Here is an 18705-nt window from a genome sequence, read left to right on the forward strand (position 1 = left end):
TAACAAATGAATTTTTCTTGTTAGCTTTTTTCAGTAAAGGTGGGTTTAAAATGACCTGGATTTATTTATTTTTATTCGTTTTTGCTACGTTTCGCCTCACAAGGCTGATTGTATTTGATAAGATTACAGGATTTATTCGTAAGCCGTTTCATGAAATGGTTACAGAGCCTGATGAACAAGGAAATGAGATTACTTACTTAACGGTAAAAGGAAAAGGGCTTAGAAAGTGGATTGGAGAACTCTTAAGCTGCTATTGGTGTACGGGCATGTGGTGTGCAATCGCGGTTTATGCAGGCTATACGCTATTCCCGCAGGTAGCTATTCCTGTAATTATTGTTTTAGCGATTGCCGGGTGTGCAGGGATTGTTGAATCATTTATGAAATAAATGGACGGGCATAGAAAAAACAATCGACTTACAGCCGATTGTTTTTTTATTCTTCTGTTGGAAGAGTAAGCACGATTTTATTGAGGAAAGGAATTCCTTGCTTCCACTCCTCACTGTAAAAATACCCTTCTACAATGACAAAAGATGAGTTTAATTCTTTTGGAATGAGAAGCTGAAACGATTCAAAACGCATTGGCTGATTGGGTGCTAGCTGGGTAGGACGAGTGGGCCTGATCCAGTATTCGCCATCTTGCTTTATTTTTTCTCGCCATTTTGGGTGGGCATACTTCCATTGAAGAGCTGATGAGGGAATGGTGGAATTTTCAATTTCCTTTTCATCAATAACCTTTCCCGTTAGCGATACATTCTCATGAGGCTTCACTTTTAAGCAGATAATTGGTGAGACAAGCGATTTGCTTGTTTGATTTGTAACCACAGCGTTTCCAAGAATCATCATTTCTTCCTCATCTGGAGTTGGTAACAAGACAGAGTGTTGAAAATAACTGATGATGTCAGTTGCTTGAAAGCGATCAACTTCTACTTTAACTTGCTTTTCAACTATTTTTTCAACAGGCTTTTCAATGATTTTTTCAATCACTTTCTCTTCAATAATCGGCTGTTTACGAGAAATTCTCTCTTTGAGCGATTCAATGATAATGGCTTGTTCGGAGTGCTCATTTTTAAGCTGATAAAGTTCTTTTTCAAGTTCTTCTAATTCCGCATCTTTGTCATTGACTGAATAGGCTTCCGCATGCTTATTTTTCCAAAATAAGGCGTTTTCTTTTTCGCGGTCTAGCGCTCTTTCCAGCTGTCTCATTTGATTTTCAAAATTTTTCAGTTCGGATTTATAGTGAATGAGCTTTTGGCGCATTAGCATTGAGTCATCTTTAGATGAAGGGGACATCTTGTAATCTCCTTTCGTAACGTAGCTATCGATATTCCATATGTATGCAAAGCAACAGCTATCAATGAAAAAAGAGGAGAAAAATTCTCCTCTGATTATGCATTGACTTATTCGAATTCGTATTCTCCGCCGTGATCTTCATGATGAGAATGATGAGTGCCAGGGAATAAATCGTGACATTGTGGTGGATGAACGATTGGTCCGCATCCTAATGTTTCTAGAAGTTCTGGGCGAGGGTGACAATAGCTACCTTCAACTTCAATATTTACAAAGCGTTCTACTTGCACACTGATGCAGAGCATGATGTCTAAATCTAAACCTTGGAATAAACCTGCTGATGATAGTTGAACGTTTCCTTGACCTTCAAAGTGATCTAAACGTACAGCTGGATACGTGCCTTCTGGTGCACATAAGTAGAAGCGTTGTGTTGTAGACCATGGTAATACAGTTGATAAGAAGCAAGCTGGTGCTCCAGTATCGTCACAGCCAAACTCATCTCTTGTAAACTTAATGCGGTAGAAACCACTGATAGATAATCTTACTTCGTGTAGCGTTACTGTTTCTCCATCAGGTAATAAGATTTCTCTTTCTCTGCGGCCAGTTCCTCTAGCAGTTGAGACTTCTAATACTTCTGCGATTGAATCTTCGTCGCTAAGATCAACTGGGTTACCCGCTTCATCTGTTAAGATAACTTCCATATCTACAAAAGGTGATGTAGGATCGAAAGCGCCAAATAATAAATCTTCTGAACTAAAAATACGTGCTACTTCAATTTCACGTTTCACCCAATCATATACTTTAGGAACGCGAATACATAATGATTCTAAATGTTCTCCCATTCTTTTTTACCTCCTAATCGTAATTGTCCTTCCTTTATGCTGTTCGTTAACTAGGTATCGGACTACTATAGTGTATGAATGACCCGGTTTTGTGTGACCGTGACAAAAGCGGAATTTAGAAAAGTTCGCTTTATGCATAAAATTTGAAGGAAATAATAAACTCACTTACAGCATATTCATATTAAGAAAATGTGTTATTCATCTAGAAAGAAATTTTATGAGTAACTAGCTGACATGGAGGAGTGAAGCGCTGTGGCTGAAGTAAAAGTAAGAGAATATATTGCAAGTTTAAAAGCTGAATTAGAGTTCTATAAGGAAGAATATCAAAAATATAAGAGTGAAGAGCTAAATTACGAAGAACTTCGGGAAGACTTAGAGAGTTATAAAGAGAAAAATAAAAAGCTAGTTGAAGAAATTGATTGGTTAAAAGCAATGATCAATGAACAAAAAGAGCAGGAGAAAAAAGCGCAGTCAAAGATAGAAGCAAAAGCAAAAGAAGCTGTAAAGCCAAAAGAACCTGCAAAACAGAAGGAAGTTGTAAATGCACACCCATCATTTGATAAAACGATTGATCAAGGGCTCAGTGAACTTCAGCAAAAGCTAAGTGGCGTTCAAAGGCATAAGATGAGGCAGCAGTCGGTCAGCCGTGAGCGTGAAATTAGCAATCAGGACTTGTTTTTAAAGCTGCAGCGTAAAATGGACAAATAATACTGAACTTCTTGCTGGAAACTGAATATAATGTCATAGATTGCATTTTGTGAAAAGGAGGGACCATAGGATGTATTATAATCAAAATCAAGCATACCCTCACCTGCACCCTCATTACTATCAGCAGCCGGTGATGAAAAAAGCAGTAAAATATCCTTCAAAGCCTGTGCAAAAGCCAATGCCAAAGCAAGGTGGCTGTGGCTGCGGAGCTAAATTACCGAAGCGTTAAGTCATTAGTGCTGCCTATCTTGGCAGTACTTTTTTTCTTTCTATACATAGTATAGAAGGAGGTGAATGCCATGGGAGATTTTTTTGAGCAATTAGAGAAGTTTTTTGAAGAGCAAATTATTGGTTCTCATGAAAAGAAGATGGATGAAGTAGAAAAGTTATCTCACCAGTTTGAAAAGCACGAGCGTCAATTACAAAAGCAAGAAAAGCAAATTGATGATTTGTATAATGATGACCCATTTGGACAATGAAAATATTTCTTGACCAAAAGCCCATACCAATCCATTCCGCTTCACATATTGTATAGAGAAGAAGGACAGAGGGGGTGTAATTATGGGCTTTGGATACAGCGGATATGGCTGTGGCTACGGTGGTGGTTACGGCGGTGGTTTTGCGTTAATCGTAGTACTATTTATTTTATTAGTTATCATTGGTTGTGCTTGTTACAACTAATCCCTTCTACTGAATATAGTAAAGAAGAGTACGAGTGAACGTTCACTCGTACTTTGTTTTGATAGTGTACCTCACAAACCGTCGATTGAAAGTGGTCACCATCTGGGCAGCTGCTGCATACGATAGAGTATTCCGTACAGAACCGCTTCTTCTCACACAATATGGCGGCTAGAGGCAATTTGGTTTCATAAGCTTTATATGCCAAAGGAGGCAATGTAAATGGATAACAATATGTTTAAGAACATTGAAAAGAAAACAGGCGTTAATATGAAGGATATTTTCGAGCTAGCGAACTCCGTACAAAATGCAAACTTTAAAGATGAACAAACCGTGCGCAATATTGTCAAACGTGTAGCTCAAATTGCAAATAAACCAATTTCAAAACAAAAAGAAGATCAGATTGTCAAAGCACTTGCTAGCAATAATCAGTCCATTGACTTTAGTACCATTTCTAAAATGCTGAATGAGAAGAAGAAATAAATAAAGAGCCGGGGACTCCCCGGCTCTTTATTATTCAATGACTAATATGCTTTTAAAAAAGGTTTTAAAAAGCGAGAAGGGTACGCTGTTTTTCCTCGTCGTGTTTGTAAAACTGATAGGTATAAGGATACTTTTGCTCGCGTCATCGCTACATAGAGTAAGCGTCTTTCTTCTTCCAATGCACCAATCTCACCGTTTCGATACGCTTCCAGCGCGTAGTCATGAGGAATACCGCCATCTACATTACCTAAAACATATACGTGCTTATATTCAAGGCCCTTAGCACGGTGAATGGTTGTTAAATGAACGCTCTCATTAAACTGCTTACTTAAAACCTTCATTTCTTTGTTCATGCCAATCATATGATCTGCGTGGTCAAGCAGTTCTTGGACAGTTGAAAATTTACGTGCAACAACTCTTAAGTCTCGAACGTCGTCTGATCCTTTTTCCATGGCATTTCCTTCATTTCCACGCTTTTTGACAAAATCATCAAAGCCCATATCTTTTGAAATGGTTTCAATGGCATTAACAGGCTTCATCTTTTTTAAGCTTGAAAACAACGGAATAATCTTTTGTAACTTTTTTTGTTGAAACGGCTTTAAATCCTTTAGGTGACCAAGCGCTTCGACAAATGATACGTCATTTAAAATGCTCATTGCTTTTAAGTCATTTAAGATGGTTTTCTTTAAAAATAGTGCCTGTACGATACTAGTAAGCGACTGATTATCGTTTGGATCTAAGCTAAGACGTAAAAAAGCAAGCATCGTTCTCACAATCCGACGTTCATAAAATGAATCTGCATCTTGCTCAATGGTGAACGGAAGGTTTGACTGGGACAGCCGTTCAAAAACCGCACGTGAAGAAGCATGAGTACGGTATAAAATAGAAAAGTCAGAAGGGGACGCACCTGTTTGAACCTTTTCTTTTATATCTCGCACAATCATTGTGGCTTCTTCTTCTTCATCATAAGGGAAGAAAAAGGTTGGCACATGATCATGGTGAAACTGTGCCTTCATATTTTTTGTATGACGCTCCGTATTGCGCTCAATGACCTTATTGGCGGCTGACACAATCGAATGAGCAGAGCGGTAGTTTTGGTGAAGCGTTACTTTTTTCGTTCCAGGAAAATCCTTTTCGAAATTTAAGATAAAGCTTGGGTCACTGCCACGAAACGCATAGATGGACTGATCATCATCACCTACAACGCATAAATTTTTAGAGTCTGCGCTTAGCATTTTCATAATAGCATACTGAACTTTATTAATATCTTGAAATTCATCAATTAGAAAGTATCGGAATCGCTTTTGATAACGAACAAGCAGCTCAGGGTTATCTCTAAGCATTTGATAGCAACCGTCTAGCATGTCATCAAAATCAAACAGCCCTTGCGTTTGTTTTGTTTGTTCGTAGTGAACATACAAATGGTGAACTTGCTCTTCCCACTGGCTAGCAGGGCGAACATCTTTCACACCCAAAAGCGTATTTTTCCAATAGCTGATCTGTTGAATGGCTTGGTCAAATGGGAAATCCTTTTCATCCAGATTTATTTCTCGGCCTGCTTCTTTTAAAATCTGTTCTTTTTGCCAATCCCATTTTAACAATCGATTCATTTGCCAAGACTCAGGCGCATGATGAACAACCATCCGAAGGAAAATACTATGAAATGTACCGACGAGCATCTGCCTAATAATTGATGGTGATATTCCAGGGTAAGATGCTAAACGGTCTTTCATTTCTTTTGCTGCTTTTGATGTAAACGTTACGAGCATAATTGAACGCGGATCAATTTTATGCTCTTGAATCATATAAGCAGTACGAGCGGTTAAGACTCTTGTTTTTCCACTTCCTGCCCCGGCTAAAATTAGAAGAGGTCCTTCAGAGTGAGTAACTGAGCTCCACTGATTTGTATCTAACGTAATTTGATGTTCTTTCAATGTATGAAAGTAGGGTGAATTCGTTTCTTTCACTTCCGCTTTTGATGCTGAAAAAGCAGGAATTGGGGTGAAAAAAGTAGAATTTTTCCACTGAGGCTCATTTTTTACTTCGTTTTTCCCAATTGCTCTGCCTTTTGGAATCCGAAATCCTCCTTGTTCTTCATAGCTTGCACTTGAAGCCAGCACAGAAACGGGTTGTTTTTTAGGAGATGGTTTCATACACTCTGAGCGTTCGTGAGGAGCGTTACGATGATAAAAATATGGAGCTCGATGGATTCCAATTGCAAGATGAACGGGTTCCTTACAATGAGCACAAGTTAATTCATTTCGAATTCCTGCTTCATAAATCAGTTGAAACTGGTTGCGACCTAATGTGTCCAGTGCAATATTCTTCCCGTTACGTAGAGCAGTTTGCATACCGCTGACCTCCTTTGTCGTTTCATTTCGGTTAAAACAGCTAAAGACTATCATACCATATTCAAATGACTGTCGAATAGGTAGAAGGTGAAACAACTGTTTATGTAAAATGTCGAATATCTCTTGTTAAAACGGGAAAAAACCTATAAAAGGAGGAGAGAATATGGGTTATATCTTACCTATTACACCGTATCAATCGATTCAATATGCGCAAAGAAGTCAGCTGAAAAACAACACGCCGCTAACCGTGCAAAATGTCCAACCAATTGCGAGCTTACAAAATAAACGAAACTCTACATTACCTTTATCTTCCATGAACAACTACGTGCGCTATCAGCATAGAAAAGCTCCACAATTCATTGAGCAAGATGTTCCAAAAGGAACGTATATCAACGAGAAAGCCTAAACATTCTCGTTGTGTTAATCTAAAAAAAAGAAGGCGATGCTTTTATTCTGTATTAACAAACGCTAATACTTTTGAATAAAAAGTGCATCGCCTTGCTGCCATTCTGCGTATAATACTTGTTTAACACTAGGAATTCCTTGCTTTCCGATTTCTTGATGTAACCATTCCTCTGTAAAGCCTGACTCCGTTAAATTTTTAGTCAAAATACGTCCATCACTGATAAAGGCAATTGGAAGAGTCGGTTGTGTAACAGGTAATTGAAAATCACCTTTGGTAGGAGCAGCATAGTCTGACTTTAATAAAACGCTCATTGTGCCGTCCGTTTCTAAGATGGCATATGCTACTTCACGAATAGAGAAAGCGTTCTTAGAGCGGAGCATGTGCAATAGTTGATCAATATCTAATCGATTACGCTGCAGCTCTTTGTAAGAAACCTTCCCATTCCGAATAATAATGGAAGGTCGTCCTTCTAGAAACAAACGAAAAGGAATATTTTTTTGTGTAATAACTTCCGTAAAGTAAATGAGTGCGCCCCAAACAGCTACAGCAAATGCAATCCTTCCAATCCCTATTTCAGAATCATATAGCGCGTTTCCAACCAGTTCACCTAGCACAAGCGCTGAAATGAAATCAAACGTTGTGAGCTGTGTGATGGTCGCACGCCCCAATAATTTCGTCAAAAAAAACAAGCAAATAAAGCCTACAAATAACTCTGAAGCAATTCTTATAAATTCCATTATTTCACCTTGTTTCCATATTTATTTATTAGTATGGAAAGATAAATGCTCTTTTATCCAATGAAATTTGACATGAAAAAGCCATGTATCCAAAGAGGATTTTTACTTGTATCTACATCAAGGCGTACCTACTTCTTTTTGCGTTTGTCCTTCCAGGAGAAATAAAATGCTTGGACAAAAAAAAGAAAGACAAGTAACCAAAGAGCAAAAGTTTCTCCAATGCCCATTACGCGAAATGGACTTATGGCATTGTTTAGCGCCTCATGAATAGTGAATTGTTGAGAAATATCAATAACCAAGGAAAATATTATTAAACAGCTTAACACTAGAAAAGCAATACCTATAATTTTCATCGCTTACACACTCCATTTAAGTAACTTTCCCTTTTTATCTCAATTTATAAAAAGATATAAAATGCAAAATCTCACATAAGAAATCCCTGTAAGGTTAAGATAATAGAAATAAAAAGAAAGGTGTTTCATTTCATGCCTTCGTTCTTTAAGAAACAAAAAAAACAAAAGAATTCGCATACGGCCAATGATTCTAATTCTTGTGTAGAATCTTCTCTAGAAGCAAACCGTCAGTACATCGCACAGAAAATGGGTGACAGTTCGGATATAGTTGTTCGACATTTAAAATTAGGGCTGAATTTGGAGATAGAAGTTGCAATTATTTATATAGAAGGAATTGTAGACAATCAATCTATTCAAGATTCTTTAATTGATTCTATAACCAAAGAGCCGAGCAAAACAAATATAACTGTAAATAATGCTTTAGACGTCATTTCGGAAAGTATCGTAACTATTGATGATTTATCGGTTATTAATAAGTGGGAAGATGTGTTTTTATCCTTAACAGCAGGTGACACAATTATACTTGTAGACGGAATAAATAAAGTGCTAAGCGCCAGTGCTGCTGGGGAGAAACTCGAGCTATTTCTGAATCGACTACTGAAATGGTTGTTCGTTGTCCAAAAGCTGCGTTTACAGAGTCTATAGGAGTAAATCTAGCACTGGTAAGGCGGATTATTAAGAGCCCTGACTTACGGACGGAGTCTTTAAAAATAGGTTGTATAACGAAAACGAAGGTCAATCTAATGTACATAAACAGCGTCGTGAAAGAAGAAATTATTCAAGAAGTGCGCAACAGGCTGAAAGAAATCGATATCGATAGTATCCTTGAATCGGGATATATTGAACAGTTTATTGAAGATCAAACACTGATGCCGTTTCCTACCGTTTATAATACGGAAAGACCAGATGTAGTAGCGGGAAATTTATCAGAAGGATGAATAGCTATTTTTGTAGATGGAACACCTTTTATATTAATCGTTCCGGCTATTTTTATGCAGTTCTTCCAATCTCCAGAAGACTACTATGCTCGCTTTGACATTGCAACATCTATTCGTTTATTACGAATCTTTATGTTTCTTATTTCGCTAATTGCTCCAGCTATGGTTATTGTTGTTTCAATTACAGCTATAGCTAGCTTTGCGACTCCAGCTTTTGAGATGGCTATTTCAGCTCGATCAATTCGCTTTTTATTTATGCTAAGTGCAGCAAGTTTATTTAAAGTTGAATCCCCTTCACGCCTTTCTTATCCTTTTGGCATCACTATTTTATTTATATCCATTATGAGTGCAAGCAATGTTCAAGAGCATCTTCAAGAAGGGTTAACAATAGTAATAAAGGTTTTACATATCCCTCTTTTTGTAGTCATTCCGCTGGTGCTTCTTTTTGTCGCATTTCTAAGAAACCGAAAGAAATTCTCTAGCAAACAGGCTTAAAATAATGCTAGCCATCATTAAATTAAAAATGACGCAAACAAAAAGCGCGCTGCTTATAGGCAACACGCTTTTTGTTTTGACTATAATAAAACACGTTTTTACAGCTTTTTAACCATTTCCACATGTGGAATGCCAGCATCCATAAATTCACCTGAAACCGTTACGTATCCGAGCTTTTCATAGAAGCCTTCGGCATGAGTTTGGCCATGGAGCTTGAGTTTGGATAAGCCTTTATCTACAGCTAGGCTTTCCATTTTGCTCATAATAAGTTTACCAACACCTGCTTTTCTATGTGAAGGCATGACGCAAATACGCTCCATTTTACCGTAGCCATCAACTACGCGTAGGCGACCGGCTCCTACTGGCTTACCTTCATCATACACAACGATATGCGTTGCTTCTTCTTCGTATTGATCGATTTCTTCTTCCACATCGACCTTTTGTTCCTCGACGAAGACCTTCATTCTTACATAGTACGCATCTTCCCGCTCGTCTTTTGTTGCTACTACTTTAATTTCCATACATCTTTATTCCTTTCCAAATCTAAATGTTTCAAAGACCGTCCACGTGTCATTTTCTAATTGGTACATTAAGTGAAAGCGATCGATAACTTCTTCGTGCGCAACGTCTACTAATTTAAGCTGACTGTATACATCTAAATGCTCATCATCTGAAAGTCTTTGACCAATTGTGATATGTGGAATAAACGTGTATTCAGTCGGCTGTTTAAGTTGCCCTTCGTGTAGCATATTGTAAAGAGCCGTTAGTTCTGCTTTTTGTTCGACTTTTAAATAAATCACATTGTTCACAGGAGAGAATGAACTAACTTTGGTTACGTTTAGCGTGAATGGCTTAGCATCTTTTGCAACTTGACGAAGCTGAGCAGCGATATGCTCAATTTCAGTTTCTGAAGCTTCAAATACTTCTTTTACCGTTAAATGTGGTGCAATTAATGAATAATGAGGGTCGTAGCGCTTTCGGTAAGAGTTCGCTACATCTTGCAGTTTTTTTGATGGAAAAAGAACAACGCCAAATTTCATAAAAATCCCTCCAACATAAATGATTTAAAATATGTATATCATTTGTTTAGTATAACAAATTTTCCGACAATGCGACATCTTTCTAGCGAAGCATCATCTCAAGTGAACGTTTAATATCTTTCTGCCAATATTTCCACGTATGATTGCCATCAAATTCATCGTAAAAGACCGCATAGCCCTTAGACTTCATTGCTTCATGAAGCTGTCGGTTCGGCTCAATAAAATTTAATACGCCGTCTTTTGTTGTTTTTACAGCCGTTTCTTGTGTGCCGATGACATGATATAAATCCAGCAGAGAAGGAGTTGAAAATTCGTTTACAGCTTTTAAGACATCTTCATTTACAAACGGTGAATGCATAATAACGTTGCCGAATGTATTTGGATATTGAATGGCTGTTACTAAGGAAACGGTCGCAGCTAACGAATCCCCAATTAGCGTTCGGGTTTTCCCCATTTGATAAGTAGGATATTTATCATCGAGAAACGGAATGAGTTCATGAGCTAAAAAGCGAATATATGCTTCGTTCTGTGAGCCGTTCGGATGATATTTTTCACGACGGTCGGACGGATCTTTATAAGGGATACCAACAAAAATGGTGCGATCGATAGTAGATTCTTTCATAAGCTCATCAATTAAGCGAGGAGCTCGACCGTACATGACATAATCCTTCCCATCTTGCGCGATAAGCAGTGAGTATTTATACAGCGTTGAATAGTTTGAAGGTAAATACACAAGCAGCGTCACGTCTTCTTGAAGTGATTCGCTGTAAAAAGATAGTTCTTCTAAATGCCGTTTGCTTTCTGACATGATATCGACTCCTATACTGATAGTGAATGAAAACGCTACCTTTATTGTAGCATATTTAAGCTAGGTAGGATAAAGAGAAAGCCATCGTCTCTTATTTAGACAATGGCGTAAACTTTTCAAACAGCTCTTTTTCTTGGGAATTGCTTGGATCAATCTCACGAATAATGTACTCTTCTTCTTGTTCGTTAATAACGACATATTCTTCTTCATTTTTAATATAGCTATACACAGCGTTGTTCGAGTAATAGCCATTCACGTTATCCAAAATGACATTCTTCGTCTTTTTATCATACAAGCGATACGTATCATCTTCACGGATAATGGAGTAATGATTCCCAGCGAAAAACGCAACTTCGTCTTTATTGCTGCTAAATCCTGAGATAAGTAAAAAGATAATCTGACTAATGAAAAACAATGCTGTGATGACAATCGCTGCTAGTAAAATAATTTTCCCGAGCTTTTTCGGCTTATATTCTTCTTCGTGTTGTGACATGCTGGTGCGTAACCAATACCTAAAGGACTGATTTTGCGCTGTCCCTCCTTTTTCTTTCAATCAATAAAATAATTATACCAATTAATAGGCAGGTTCGCATATTTGTGTGTGGTGGAGGCCCTAGTGAAAAAGGATTTTGACTGAATGTGTAGAACTATTGAAGATAAGTGGCATGTACATCATTAGACAAAGGAGAGGGAGAAGATGACATCAAAAAAAATCCCAACAAGTAAAGAAGTAACGGCAGCGACGCTGGGTTTATTGGAAGAAAGAGGCGTTTCAGTATTTGATATTGCAGAGATTGTGTATGACCTTCAGCTGCCTTATCACCCAGACCTAACCATTCAACAGTGTGCAGAAAGCGTTGAGCGTGTTTTGCAAAAACGTGAAATTCAGCATGCGCTTTTAGTCGGTATTGAACTAGATAAATTAGCGGAACGAGGCAAGCTCTCAGAACCTCTTCAAAGCATTGTAGAGCAAGATGAAGGGCTATTTGGCGTTGATGAAACCATTGCTTTAGGGGCAGTCCTTACATATGGAAGCATTGCTGTGACGACATTTGGTTATCTGGACAAGGTAAAAGTAGGCGTCATTAAAAAGCTAGATTGTAAAAAAGAGAATGAGCATAAAGTTCATACGTTCTTAGATGATTTAATTGCGAGCGTTGCTTCAAGCGCAGCAAGCCGCTTGGCTCATCGTCAGCGAGACGAGCTAGAAAGCTACCAAGAATCTCTAGAGAAACGATAATCATTTCATAAAAAAAGCGAGAACATGCATCTCGCTTTTTTTGTTAGAGTTTTGTAGAAAGAAGGTGACTAAGAGAGCTAAGACCGAGCTTCTCGTAAAAGGATTGGGCTTTTTGATTAAAAGCCCACACGGTCAGTTGAAGCTCACTTGCCCCTTTTTTACGCCCCCATTCTTTTGTTCGATGAAATAGCTTTTTTCCAATTCCATAGTTATTCCACTCTTTTTTAACACCAAAATATTGAATGTAGGCAGTATACATGAAAGATTGATCGTTAACAGGAGGGGAGTATTTTAGCTCAACAACGGAAGCGCCGATGATACGCCCGTTGTATTCAGCAATTAGAATGTCAGTGGAGTTGTAGTAGAGGATGGCTTGATACTGTTCATACGAAATAACGATATGGTCTGTGCTAAATAAAGAGGGTAAAGCGTGGGCGTGAAGCTCCAAAGATTCTTTTAAAACCGCATTAACGCCTTGATAATCATCTATTCTTGCTGTTCGGTAGACGATTTCCATTTTTCGTTTCACCTGCTTTTTTATCAGTTTGCATACCACTAGTCAAAAGCCCACTTAGCGTGAATACTTATAGCATATGAAAAAAAAGAAGGAATGTTAAAAAGCCTGCGTTATTATATCACAGGCTTTTAAATACGCGTTTCTGAGATAGCGTCTCGTACTCTTTCTAAAGAGTGCTTTGCTTTTTCTTTGTTGGCAATCATAATGTTGACGTAAAGAGCGTCAATTAAGCTTAATTGGCCGATGCGAGAAGCGAGGGCTTCGGAACGATATTCCGTTTCTTCAGAGCTTGTATACAGGGCAACGTCTACATTTTGACTAAGTGGTGACTTTGGAAAGCCCGTGATGCCAATGGTTTTCGCACCGTGCTGCTTAGCCGTATTTAAAATGTTTAACGTATCTTTATTTGTACCTGAATGAGAGATAATGACCGCCACATCATGTTTCGTTAATTGAGATGCCGACATGAGCTGAAAGTGAGAGTCGATAAACGCAAACACTTCTGTACCCGTTCGAACAAATTTATGGTAAGCATCCATCGCGATAATAGCCGATCCACCCGTACCGTAAAAGTAGACTTTCTTTGCTTGCTGCAGGAGGCGAGTTGCTTTTTCAATCGCGTCTTTATCTAAAATTTGAAGCGTGTTTTCGAGCGTTCGAATATTTGAACGGAAAATTTTTTCAGCAATGACGCGTTCATTATCATCCTCAGTAATCTCTTCATGGATTTGCTGAATAGGCGTCATAATTTCAGCTGCTAAAGAAATTTTCATAGCTTGATAGCCTTTAAAGCCGATTCGTTTACAAAAGCGGAAAACCGTCGCATCCGCAACGTTTAGGTTATCAGCAACTTCATTAATGGTGCTATGAATAATATCTTCTGGGTGTTCTAAAATATAATTCGCGATTTTCTTTTCCTTATCGCTAAAGCGAGCATAATGAGACCGAATGTTTCCTAAGCAGTTTTGCGTCATAAACTAATTTCCTTTCAGAATATTTGTAAAGATAGTATAGCATAGAATAATTAACGAAAAAAATTTTCTTGTAATCGTTTGCGGTTATGAAAAAAATTTCGTATAATAGTGAATAGACAAGAAAATTTTTTTCTGGAGGACATACATCATGAAATTAGGTTTAGTAGGTTTAGGAAAAATGGGTTACAATTTAGCATTAAATTTGCGTGACCACAATCACAATGTCGTAGCATTCGACTTAAATAAAGAAGCAGTAACAAAAATGAATGGTGAAGGCGTAGAAGCGTTTGATTCATTAGAGCAAGTAATTGAAAAGCTACCATCTCCAAAAATTGTTTGGGTAATGGTTCCAGCAGGAGATGCAACAGAACAAACGCTAGTGCAACTTAAAGGTTTATTAAATGAAGGAGATATCGTAATTGACGGCGGTAACTCTAACTATAAAGAATCTGTACGTCGCGGAAACGACTTAAAAGAAAAAGGAATCTTCTTCTTTGACGTAGGTACAAGCGGTGGTATGGAAGGTGCTCGAAACGGAGCATGTACAATGATTGGTGGAGACAAAGAAGTATTCAGCACAATCGAGCCATTATTCCAAGATATCTGTGTAGAAAACGGCTACCTGTACGCTGGTGAATGCGGAAGCGGCCACTACTTAAAAATGGTTCATAACGGTATCGAATACGGCATGATGCAAGCAATTGCTGAAGGATTTGAAGTACTTGAGAAAAGCCAATTCGACTACGATTACGAAAAAGTAGCGCGCGTTTGGAACAACGGATCAGTTATTCGTTCATGGTTAATGGAACTAACGGAGAATGCGTTCTCGAAAGATCCAAAACTAGATGAAATTAGAGGGGTTATGCAGTCTTCTGGTGAAGGGAAATGGACGGTTGAAGAAGCGCTTGATTTACAAGCACCAACACCTGTTATTGCACTATCCTTAATGATGCGCTATCGTTCATTAGAGGAAGATACGTTTACGGGGAAAGTAGTAGCGGCTCTTCGCAACGAGTTCGGAGGACATAGCACAGTTAAGAAATAATCAAACAAGGGGGAAAGCAGCATGAGCACCAAATATGCAATCGGAGTTGATATCGGTACGACAAGTACAAAGTCCGTTCTATTCTCAATAGATGGAACGGCTCTTTCACGAAAAGGAGTTGAGTATCCTTTATATGCACCCGTACCCGATGTAGCAGAGCAAGACCCGGAGGAAATTTTTCAAGCCGTCATTACAACAATTAAAGGCGTCATGAACGAAAGCAATGTGAATCCGGAAGATATTCTTTGCGTATCGTTTAGCTCTGCGATGCACAGCGTCATCGCAGTAGATGAAAACGGTAAGCCGATCACAAAGTGTATTACGTGGGCAGACAACAGAAGTGCGAAATGGGCAGAGAAGATTAAGAATGAGTGGAACGGACATGAAATTTACCTGCGTACCGGAACACCAATTCACCCGATGTCACCATTAGCAAAGCTGACGTGGCTATCTCATGAGCATACGGATATTGTGGAACAAGCTCATAAATTCATTTCAATTAAAGAATATGTGTTTTATAAGCTGTTTGGCGAATACGTAGTGGATTATTCAATTGCATCAGCTACAGGTATGTTTAACTTAAAAAACTTAAGCTGGGATGAGGAAGCGTTAAAGGTAAGCGGCGTATCAGCTGACAAATTATCAACGCCGGTATCAACGACACATTGTATGAAAGGGTTAAATCCAGATCTTGCAACCGAAATGAACCTTTTACCTACCACTTCATTTATTGTTGGAGCAAGTGACGGAGTGCTTTCAAACCTTGGTGTAAATGCGATTAAACCTGGAGTTGTAGCGGTAACAATCGGAACAAGCGGCGCCATTCGTGCCGTAACCGATCGTCCGGTTGTGGATCCAAAAGGTCGTATTTTCTGCTATGCGTTAACGGAAAACCACTGGGTAATTGGCGGTCCTGTGAACAATGGCGGAATGATCTTCAGATGGGCAAAAGAGCAGCTGGGTGCAGCCGAAGTAGAGACAGCTAAGCGCTTGGGGAAAGATCCGTATGAAATGCTAACAGATATTGCAAATACGGTGAAGCCAGGAGCGGATGGCCTGCTGTTCCATCCTTATTTATCTGGAGAAAGAGCGCCGCTTTGGGACGCGAATGCCAGAGGTTCATTCATTGGCCTTGGATTACACCATAAAAAAGAACATATGATTCGTGCGGTCTTAGAAGGTGTTATCTTTAACCTTTATACGGTTTTATTAGCACTTGAAGAGCTAATCGGTGAGCCGAAGCAAATTCAAGCAACAGGTGGCTTTGCTCGTTCACCACTATGGCGTCAAATGATGGCTGATATTTTTAACCAAGACGTATCGGTTCCTGAAAGCTTTGAAAGCTCTTGTCTAGGAGCAATCATTTTAGGTATGTACGGTTTAGGAGAAGTCGATTCTCTTGAAGTTGTTTCCGATATGGTCGGTGCAACGCATCACCATAAGCCAATTGAAGCTCATGTTTCCATTTATGAAGAGCTAACACCTATCTATATTCGCTTATCGCGTTTATTAGGTGAAGAATATGCCAATATCGCAAACTTTCAAAAGAAGCACGTAGAATAATAAAAGCGCAAAAAAAGTACCCTTTGGTACTTTTTTTGCATTAAAATATTATTTTTTCTAAAATAAGGTTGAATTAAGAAAAATTTTTTCATATAATTTAAGTAGTTGATGAAATCGTTTTCTATTGAAAGATAATTGAAAGCGATAACAAGTTTAATGGTTTGGAAGCTTACAAGGCTTCGATTTATTTAAATGAAAAAAGAAACCGATTACATATCAAACAAGAGAGGCGGAATGAACATGGATACTTATTTACTACTGATGACTTTAGTATCAATTGTAATCGTTATCATAGGGGTGTCAGTATTTAAATGGCATGCGTTTATTAGCTTAACAGTAGCCAGCATCTTCTTAGCGGTTACGTCAGGGTTAGAATTAGATCAAATTGTAAAAGCTTACGAAACAGGAGTGGGCAGCGTACTTGGACACTTAGTTGGAATTTTAGCGCTTGGAACGATCCTTGGTAAGCTAATGGCTGACTCCGGAGCAGGTATGCAAGTGGCAGACTTCTTTGTTCGTTCATTTGGTACAAAGCGTTTACCGTGGGCGATGCTTATCGCAGGATTCATTATCGGAATTCCCGTTTTCTTTGAAGTTGGTATTTTAATTTTACTACCGCTCGTTATCTCAATTCATAAAACAACGAAACAAAATATTTTATTAATTGCTTTACCAGTTATCGCAGGTTTATCAATTGTACACGGATTGGTACCACCGCATCCAGGCGCACTAGCTGCCATTAGCATTTACGATGCAAACCTTGGACGCGTTCTTTTATACTCATTAATCGTTGCCATTCCAGCAGCTATTATTGCAGGACCCGTATACGCAAAGTGGATTCATAAGCGCGTTGTTCCACAAGGTGAGCCAGAACTTATTCGCGTAACAACTCTTTCAAAAGAATTACCTGGAACAGGGATCTCATTCTTTGTTATTTTGTTACCAGTCTTACTAATGATTTTATCAGCGGTTGCGCCGTACTTACCGTTAGGAAGTGGTCTTGAAAAGCTTCTAGTCTTTATCGGTAGCCCGCTAATCGCACTATTAATTGCGTGTTTTGTCGCTTTCTACTTCTTAGGTATGAAGCAAGGCATGACAAAAGAAACAATCAAAAAGCTATCAGAAGAGTGCTTGCTGCCAGTTGGTTCGATTATTTTAATCATCGGTGCAGGTGGAGGATTTAAAGAAGTTCTAATTGAAAGCGGTGTAGGTACAACAATCGCTCAAATGTCAGAGAACCTTTCACTATCACCACTTGTTCTAGCGTTTATGATTGCAGGGTTAATTCGTATCGCAACCGGTTCAGCAACAGTAGCACTCACAACGGCCGCAGGAATTGTATCGCCGGTTATCGAGCATATGTCAGGTGTAAATCTAGAGCTTCTTGTTATTGCAACAGGCGCAGGTTCACTGATGTTCTCACACGTTAACGATGCAGGTTTCTGGATGGTAAAAGAATACCTAGGCTTAACGGTAAAAGAAACGTTCCAAACGTGGACGGTACTTGAAACATTGCTTTCATTTATTGCGTTCGGTACGGTACTTATCGTAAACTTAATTGTTTAATTTTGAAGCGCTCTTTCTATATAGAAAGAGCGTTTTTGTGCTACATTAGAGAAGTAAAGCGTAAAGGGGGAAAAAACATGTCACAGACGTTTCACGGAACAGAACTTTTAAAGGGTTTCAAATGGTTTTCAGAGCCAACCCATTTCGAATTAAACGAGCAACATCTTGTCATCAAACCTGAGGCCAATACGGATTTTTGGCAGCGAACGCACTACGGTTTTCAAGCAGATAACGGTCACTTTCTTTATAAAGAAGTATCTGGAGATTTTCAGCTTACAACGAAAGTACATACCAAGCCTGTGAACCGCTACGACCAAGCAGGATTAATGGTACGTGTCTCAAAGGATACGTGGATTAAATCATCCGTTGAGTACATTCCGAACGAAGCAAACAAGCTGGGAGCGGTTGTTACCAATAACGGCTACTCAGACTGGTCTACGCAGGATTTTGAAGAGGATCAGTCAGCTCTTTACTTTCGAATGAAGAAAGTAGGACAAGACTACTCGCTCTATTATTCTATTGACGGACAGAAGTGGAAGCAGCTAAGAATTGCGCATTTATTCACAGAAGAAGAGACTGTGCAAATCGGTATCTATGCATGCAGTCCGCAGGGAGAAGGGTACGAAGCTTCGTTTGAATTTGTTGAAATTCAACAATAAAAAAGCAGCGGGATG

The 18705-nt window shown here is 38.8% G+C and carries 22 protein-coding genes and 1 pseudogene; 13 read left to right on the forward strand and 10 right to left on the reverse strand.

From position 1 onward, the window contains the following. The first annotated feature begins 50 nt into the window (after positions 1-50). A complete protein-coding gene (locus LZP85_RS02520) occupies positions 51-386 on the forward strand; it encodes a DUF1360 domain-containing protein (RefSeq protein WP_119543098.1) in 336 nt (111 codons plus the stop codon). A 46-nt stretch (positions 387-432) separates the two neighbouring features. On the opposite strand, the gene LZP85_RS02525 is transcribed toward LZP85_RS02520, so the two are convergent. Together LZP85_RS02525 and LZP85_RS02530 are read right to left on the reverse strand one after the other, a co-directional pair. Then, on the reverse strand, positions 433-1290 hold the full coding sequence (locus LZP85_RS02525) for a hypothetical protein (protein ID WP_119543097.1): 858 nt from the start codon (positions 1288-1290) through the stop codon (positions 433-435). 107 nt (positions 1291-1397) lie between these two features. Beyond that, positions 1398-2129, reverse strand: a complete 732-nt coding sequence (locus LZP85_RS02530) for a BMQ_0737 family morphogenetic spore coat protein (protein WP_206833276.1) — start codon at positions 2127-2129, stop codon at positions 1398-1400. 252 nt (positions 2130-2381) lie between these two features. On the opposite strand from LZP85_RS02530, the gene LZP85_RS02535 reads away from it, so the two are divergent. The 5 genes from LZP85_RS02535 (at position 2382) to LZP85_RS02555 (ending at position 3998) form a co-directional block, all read left to right on the forward strand. Further along, entirely contained in the window at positions 2382-2837 is a 456-nt protein-coding gene (locus LZP85_RS02535) for a hypothetical protein (protein WP_119543573.1), read from the forward strand. A gap of 70 nt (positions 2838-2907) precedes the next feature. Next, on the forward strand, positions 2908-3066 hold the full coding sequence (locus LZP85_RS02540; RefSeq protein WP_167556173.1) for a hypothetical protein: 159 nt from the start codon (positions 2908-2910) through the stop codon (positions 3064-3066). Positions 3067-3136: 70 nt separating this feature from the next. Then, the gene (locus tag LZP85_RS02545; RefSeq protein WP_119543574.1) at positions 3137-3316 is read left to right on the forward strand and encodes a hypothetical protein; all 180 of its coding nucleotides are present in this window, start codon (positions 3137-3139) and stop codon (positions 3314-3316) included. A gap of 82 nt (positions 3317-3398) precedes the next feature. Further along, a complete protein-coding gene (locus tag LZP85_RS02550) occupies positions 3399-3518 on the forward strand; it encodes a YjcZ family sporulation protein (protein ID WP_076512614.1) in 120 nt (39 codons plus the stop codon). Between the two features lie 219 nt (positions 3519-3737). Continuing rightward, positions 3738-3998 (forward strand): sporulation-specific transcription regulator SpoVIF, encoded by a 261-nt coding sequence (locus tag LZP85_RS02555; RefSeq protein ID WP_025908120.1) that lies wholly within the window; start codon positions 3738-3740, stop codon positions 3996-3998. Positions 3999-4039: 41 nt separating this feature from the next. Here the strand turns inward: LZP85_RS02555 and LZP85_RS02560 are convergent, their stop codons facing one another. Beyond that, positions 4040-6349, reverse strand: coding sequence for a UvrD-helicase domain-containing protein (locus tag LZP85_RS02560; protein WP_206833274.1), 2310 nt, complete (start codon positions 6347-6349; stop codon positions 4040-4042). 163 nt (positions 6350-6512) lie between these two features. Between LZP85_RS02560 and LZP85_RS02565 the strand changes: the two genes are divergently transcribed. Beyond that, positions 6513-6755 (forward strand): hypothetical protein, encoded by a 243-nt coding sequence (locus LZP85_RS02565; RefSeq protein WP_061785614.1) that lies wholly within the window; start codon positions 6513-6515, stop codon positions 6753-6755. Positions 6756-6817: 62 nt separating this feature from the next. Here the strand turns inward: LZP85_RS02565 and LZP85_RS02570 are convergent, their stop codons facing one another. After that, positions 6818-7495 carry a DUF421 domain-containing protein gene (locus LZP85_RS02570; RefSeq protein WP_076512612.1) on the reverse strand — a complete coding sequence of 226 codons (678 nt, stop codon included), beginning with the start codon at positions 7493-7495 and terminating at the stop codon, positions 6818-6820. A gap of 482 nt (positions 7496-7977) precedes the next feature. On the opposite strand from LZP85_RS02570, the pseudogene LZP85_RS20840 reads away from it, so the two are divergent. After that, positions 7978-9278: pseudogene (locus LZP85_RS20840) on the forward strand (spore germination protein). A gap of 98 nt (positions 9279-9376) precedes the next feature. On the opposite strand, the gene LZP85_RS02585 reads toward LZP85_RS20840, so the two are convergent. From LZP85_RS02585 to LZP85_RS02600, 4 genes are all read right to left on the reverse strand, one after another. Continuing rightward, positions 9377-9799, reverse strand: a complete 423-nt coding sequence (locus tag LZP85_RS02585; protein ID WP_025908641.1) for a GNAT family N-acetyltransferase — start codon at positions 9797-9799, stop codon at positions 9377-9379. A 6-nt stretch (positions 9800-9805) separates the two neighbouring features. Beyond that, complete coding sequence (locus tag LZP85_RS02590) at positions 9806-10318, reverse strand: YjcG family protein (RefSeq protein ID WP_025908642.1); 513 nt, start codon at positions 10316-10318, stop codon at positions 9806-9808. Between the two features lie 82 nt (positions 10319-10400). Beyond that, complete coding sequence (locus LZP85_RS02595; protein WP_025908643.1) at positions 10401-11126, reverse strand: alpha/beta hydrolase; 726 nt, start codon at positions 11124-11126, stop codon at positions 10401-10403. A gap of 91 nt (positions 11127-11217) precedes the next feature. After that, complete coding sequence (locus tag LZP85_RS02600) at positions 11218-11619, reverse strand: hypothetical protein (RefSeq protein ID WP_061786023.1); 402 nt, start codon at positions 11617-11619, stop codon at positions 11218-11220. Positions 11620-11823: 204 nt separating this feature from the next. Here LZP85_RS02600 and LZP85_RS02605 point away from each other — a divergent pair, with 204 nt between their 5' ends. Continuing rightward, the gene (locus tag LZP85_RS02605; RefSeq protein ID WP_025908645.1) at positions 11824-12366 is read left to right on the forward strand and encodes a phosphatidylglycerophosphatase A family protein; all 543 of its coding nucleotides are present in this window, start codon (positions 11824-11826) and stop codon (positions 12364-12366) included. Positions 12367-12409: 43 nt separating this feature from the next. Here LZP85_RS02605 and LZP85_RS02610 read toward each other — a convergent pair whose 3' ends face one another. Then, a complete protein-coding gene (locus LZP85_RS02610; protein ID WP_025908646.1) occupies positions 12410-12883 on the reverse strand; it encodes a GNAT family N-acetyltransferase in 474 nt (157 codons plus the stop codon). A gap of 128 nt (positions 12884-13011) precedes the next feature. Further along, on the reverse strand, positions 13012-13857 hold the full coding sequence (locus LZP85_RS02615) for a MurR/RpiR family transcriptional regulator (RefSeq protein WP_119543578.1): 846 nt from the start codon (positions 13855-13857) through the stop codon (positions 13012-13014). A 148-nt stretch (positions 13858-14005) separates the two neighbouring features. Here LZP85_RS02615 and gnd point away from each other — a divergent pair, with 148 nt between their 5' ends. The 4 genes from gnd (at position 14006) to LZP85_RS02635 (ending at position 18690) form a co-directional block, all read left to right on the forward strand. Beyond that, positions 14006-14902, forward strand: a complete 897-nt coding sequence (gene gnd, locus LZP85_RS02620; RefSeq protein WP_025908649.1) for a phosphogluconate dehydrogenase (NAD(+)-dependent, decarboxylating) — start codon at positions 14006-14008, stop codon at positions 14900-14902. Between the two features lie 21 nt (positions 14903-14923). Beyond that, on the forward strand, positions 14924-16465 hold the full coding sequence (gntK, locus tag LZP85_RS02625) for a gluconokinase (protein WP_025908650.1): 1542 nt from the start codon (positions 14924-14926) through the stop codon (positions 16463-16465). Between the two features lie 240 nt (positions 16466-16705). Beyond that, complete coding sequence (locus tag LZP85_RS02630) at positions 16706-18031, forward strand: GntP family permease (RefSeq protein WP_061786020.1); 1326 nt, start codon at positions 16706-16708, stop codon at positions 18029-18031. Between the two features lie 77 nt (positions 18032-18108). Continuing rightward, a complete protein-coding gene (locus LZP85_RS02635) occupies positions 18109-18690 on the forward strand; it encodes a DUF1349 domain-containing protein (protein ID WP_206833272.1) in 582 nt (193 codons plus the stop codon). Positions 18691-18705 lie beyond the last annotated feature (15 nt).

The organism is Priestia flexa (assembly GCF_021441905.1).
Lineage (GTDB): Bacteria > Bacillota > Bacilli > Bacillales > Bacillaceae_H > Priestia > Priestia flexa.

Coding starts and splice junctions, on each gene's coding strand:
- LZP85_RS02520 (WP_119543098.1), top strand. CDS start 51: ATGACCTGGATTTATTTATTTTTATTCGTTTTTGCTACGTTTCGCCTC.
- LZP85_RS02525 (WP_119543097.1), bottom strand. CDS start 1,290: ATGTCCCCTTCATCTAAAGATGACTCAATGCTAATGCGCCAAAAGCTC.
- LZP85_RS02530 (WP_206833276.1), bottom strand. CDS start 2,129: ATGGGAGAACATTTAGAATCATTATGTATTCGCGTTCCTAAAGTATAT.
- LZP85_RS02540 (WP_167556173.1), top strand. CDS start 2,908: ATGTATTATAATCAAAATCAAGCATACCCTCACCTGCACCCTCATTAC.
- LZP85_RS02545 (WP_119543574.1), top strand. CDS start 3,137: ATGGGAGATTTTTTTGAGCAATTAGAGAAGTTTTTTGAAGAGCAAATT.
- LZP85_RS02550 (WP_076512614.1), top strand. CDS start 3,399: ATGGGCTTTGGATACAGCGGATATGGCTGTGGCTACGGTGGTGGTTAC.
- LZP85_RS02555 (WP_025908120.1), top strand. CDS start 3,738: ATGGATAACAATATGTTTAAGAACATTGAAAAGAAAACAGGCGTTAAT.
- LZP85_RS02560 (WP_206833274.1), bottom strand. CDS start 6,349: ATGCAAACTGCTCTACGTAACGGGAAGAATATTGCACTGGACACATTA.
- LZP85_RS02565 (WP_061785614.1), top strand. CDS start 6,513: ATGGGTTATATCTTACCTATTACACCGTATCAATCGATTCAATATGCG.
- LZP85_RS02585 (WP_025908641.1), bottom strand. CDS start 9,799: ATGGAAATTAAAGTAGTAGCAACAAAAGACGAGCGGGAAGATGCGTAC.
- LZP85_RS02590 (WP_025908642.1), bottom strand. CDS start 10,318: ATGAAATTTGGCGTTGTTCTTTTTCCATCAAAAAAACTGCAAGATGTA.
- LZP85_RS02595 (WP_025908643.1), bottom strand. CDS start 11,126: ATGTCAGAAAGCAAACGGCATTTAGAAGAACTATCTTTTTACAGCGAA.
- LZP85_RS02600 (WP_061786023.1), bottom strand. CDS start 11,619: ATGTCACAACACGAAGAAGAATATAAGCCGAAAAAGCTCGGGAAAATT.
- LZP85_RS02605 (WP_025908645.1), top strand. CDS start 11,824: ATGACATCAAAAAAAATCCCAACAAGTAAAGAAGTAACGGCAGCGACG.
- LZP85_RS02610 (WP_025908646.1), bottom strand. CDS start 12,883: ATGGAAATCGTCTACCGAACAGCAAGAATAGATGATTATCAAGGCGTT.
- LZP85_RS02615 (WP_119543578.1), bottom strand. CDS start 13,857: ATGACGCAAAACTGCTTAGGAAACATTCGGTCTCATTATGCTCGCTTT.
- gnd (WP_025908649.1), top strand. CDS start 14,006: ATGAAATTAGGTTTAGTAGGTTTAGGAAAAATGGGTTACAATTTAGCA.
- gntK (WP_025908650.1), top strand. CDS start 14,924: ATGAGCACCAAATATGCAATCGGAGTTGATATCGGTACGACAAGTACA.
- LZP85_RS02630 (WP_061786020.1), top strand. CDS start 16,706: ATGGATACTTATTTACTACTGATGACTTTAGTATCAATTGTAATCGTT.
- LZP85_RS02635 (WP_206833272.1), top strand. CDS start 18,109: ATGTCACAGACGTTTCACGGAACAGAACTTTTAAAGGGTTTCAAATGG.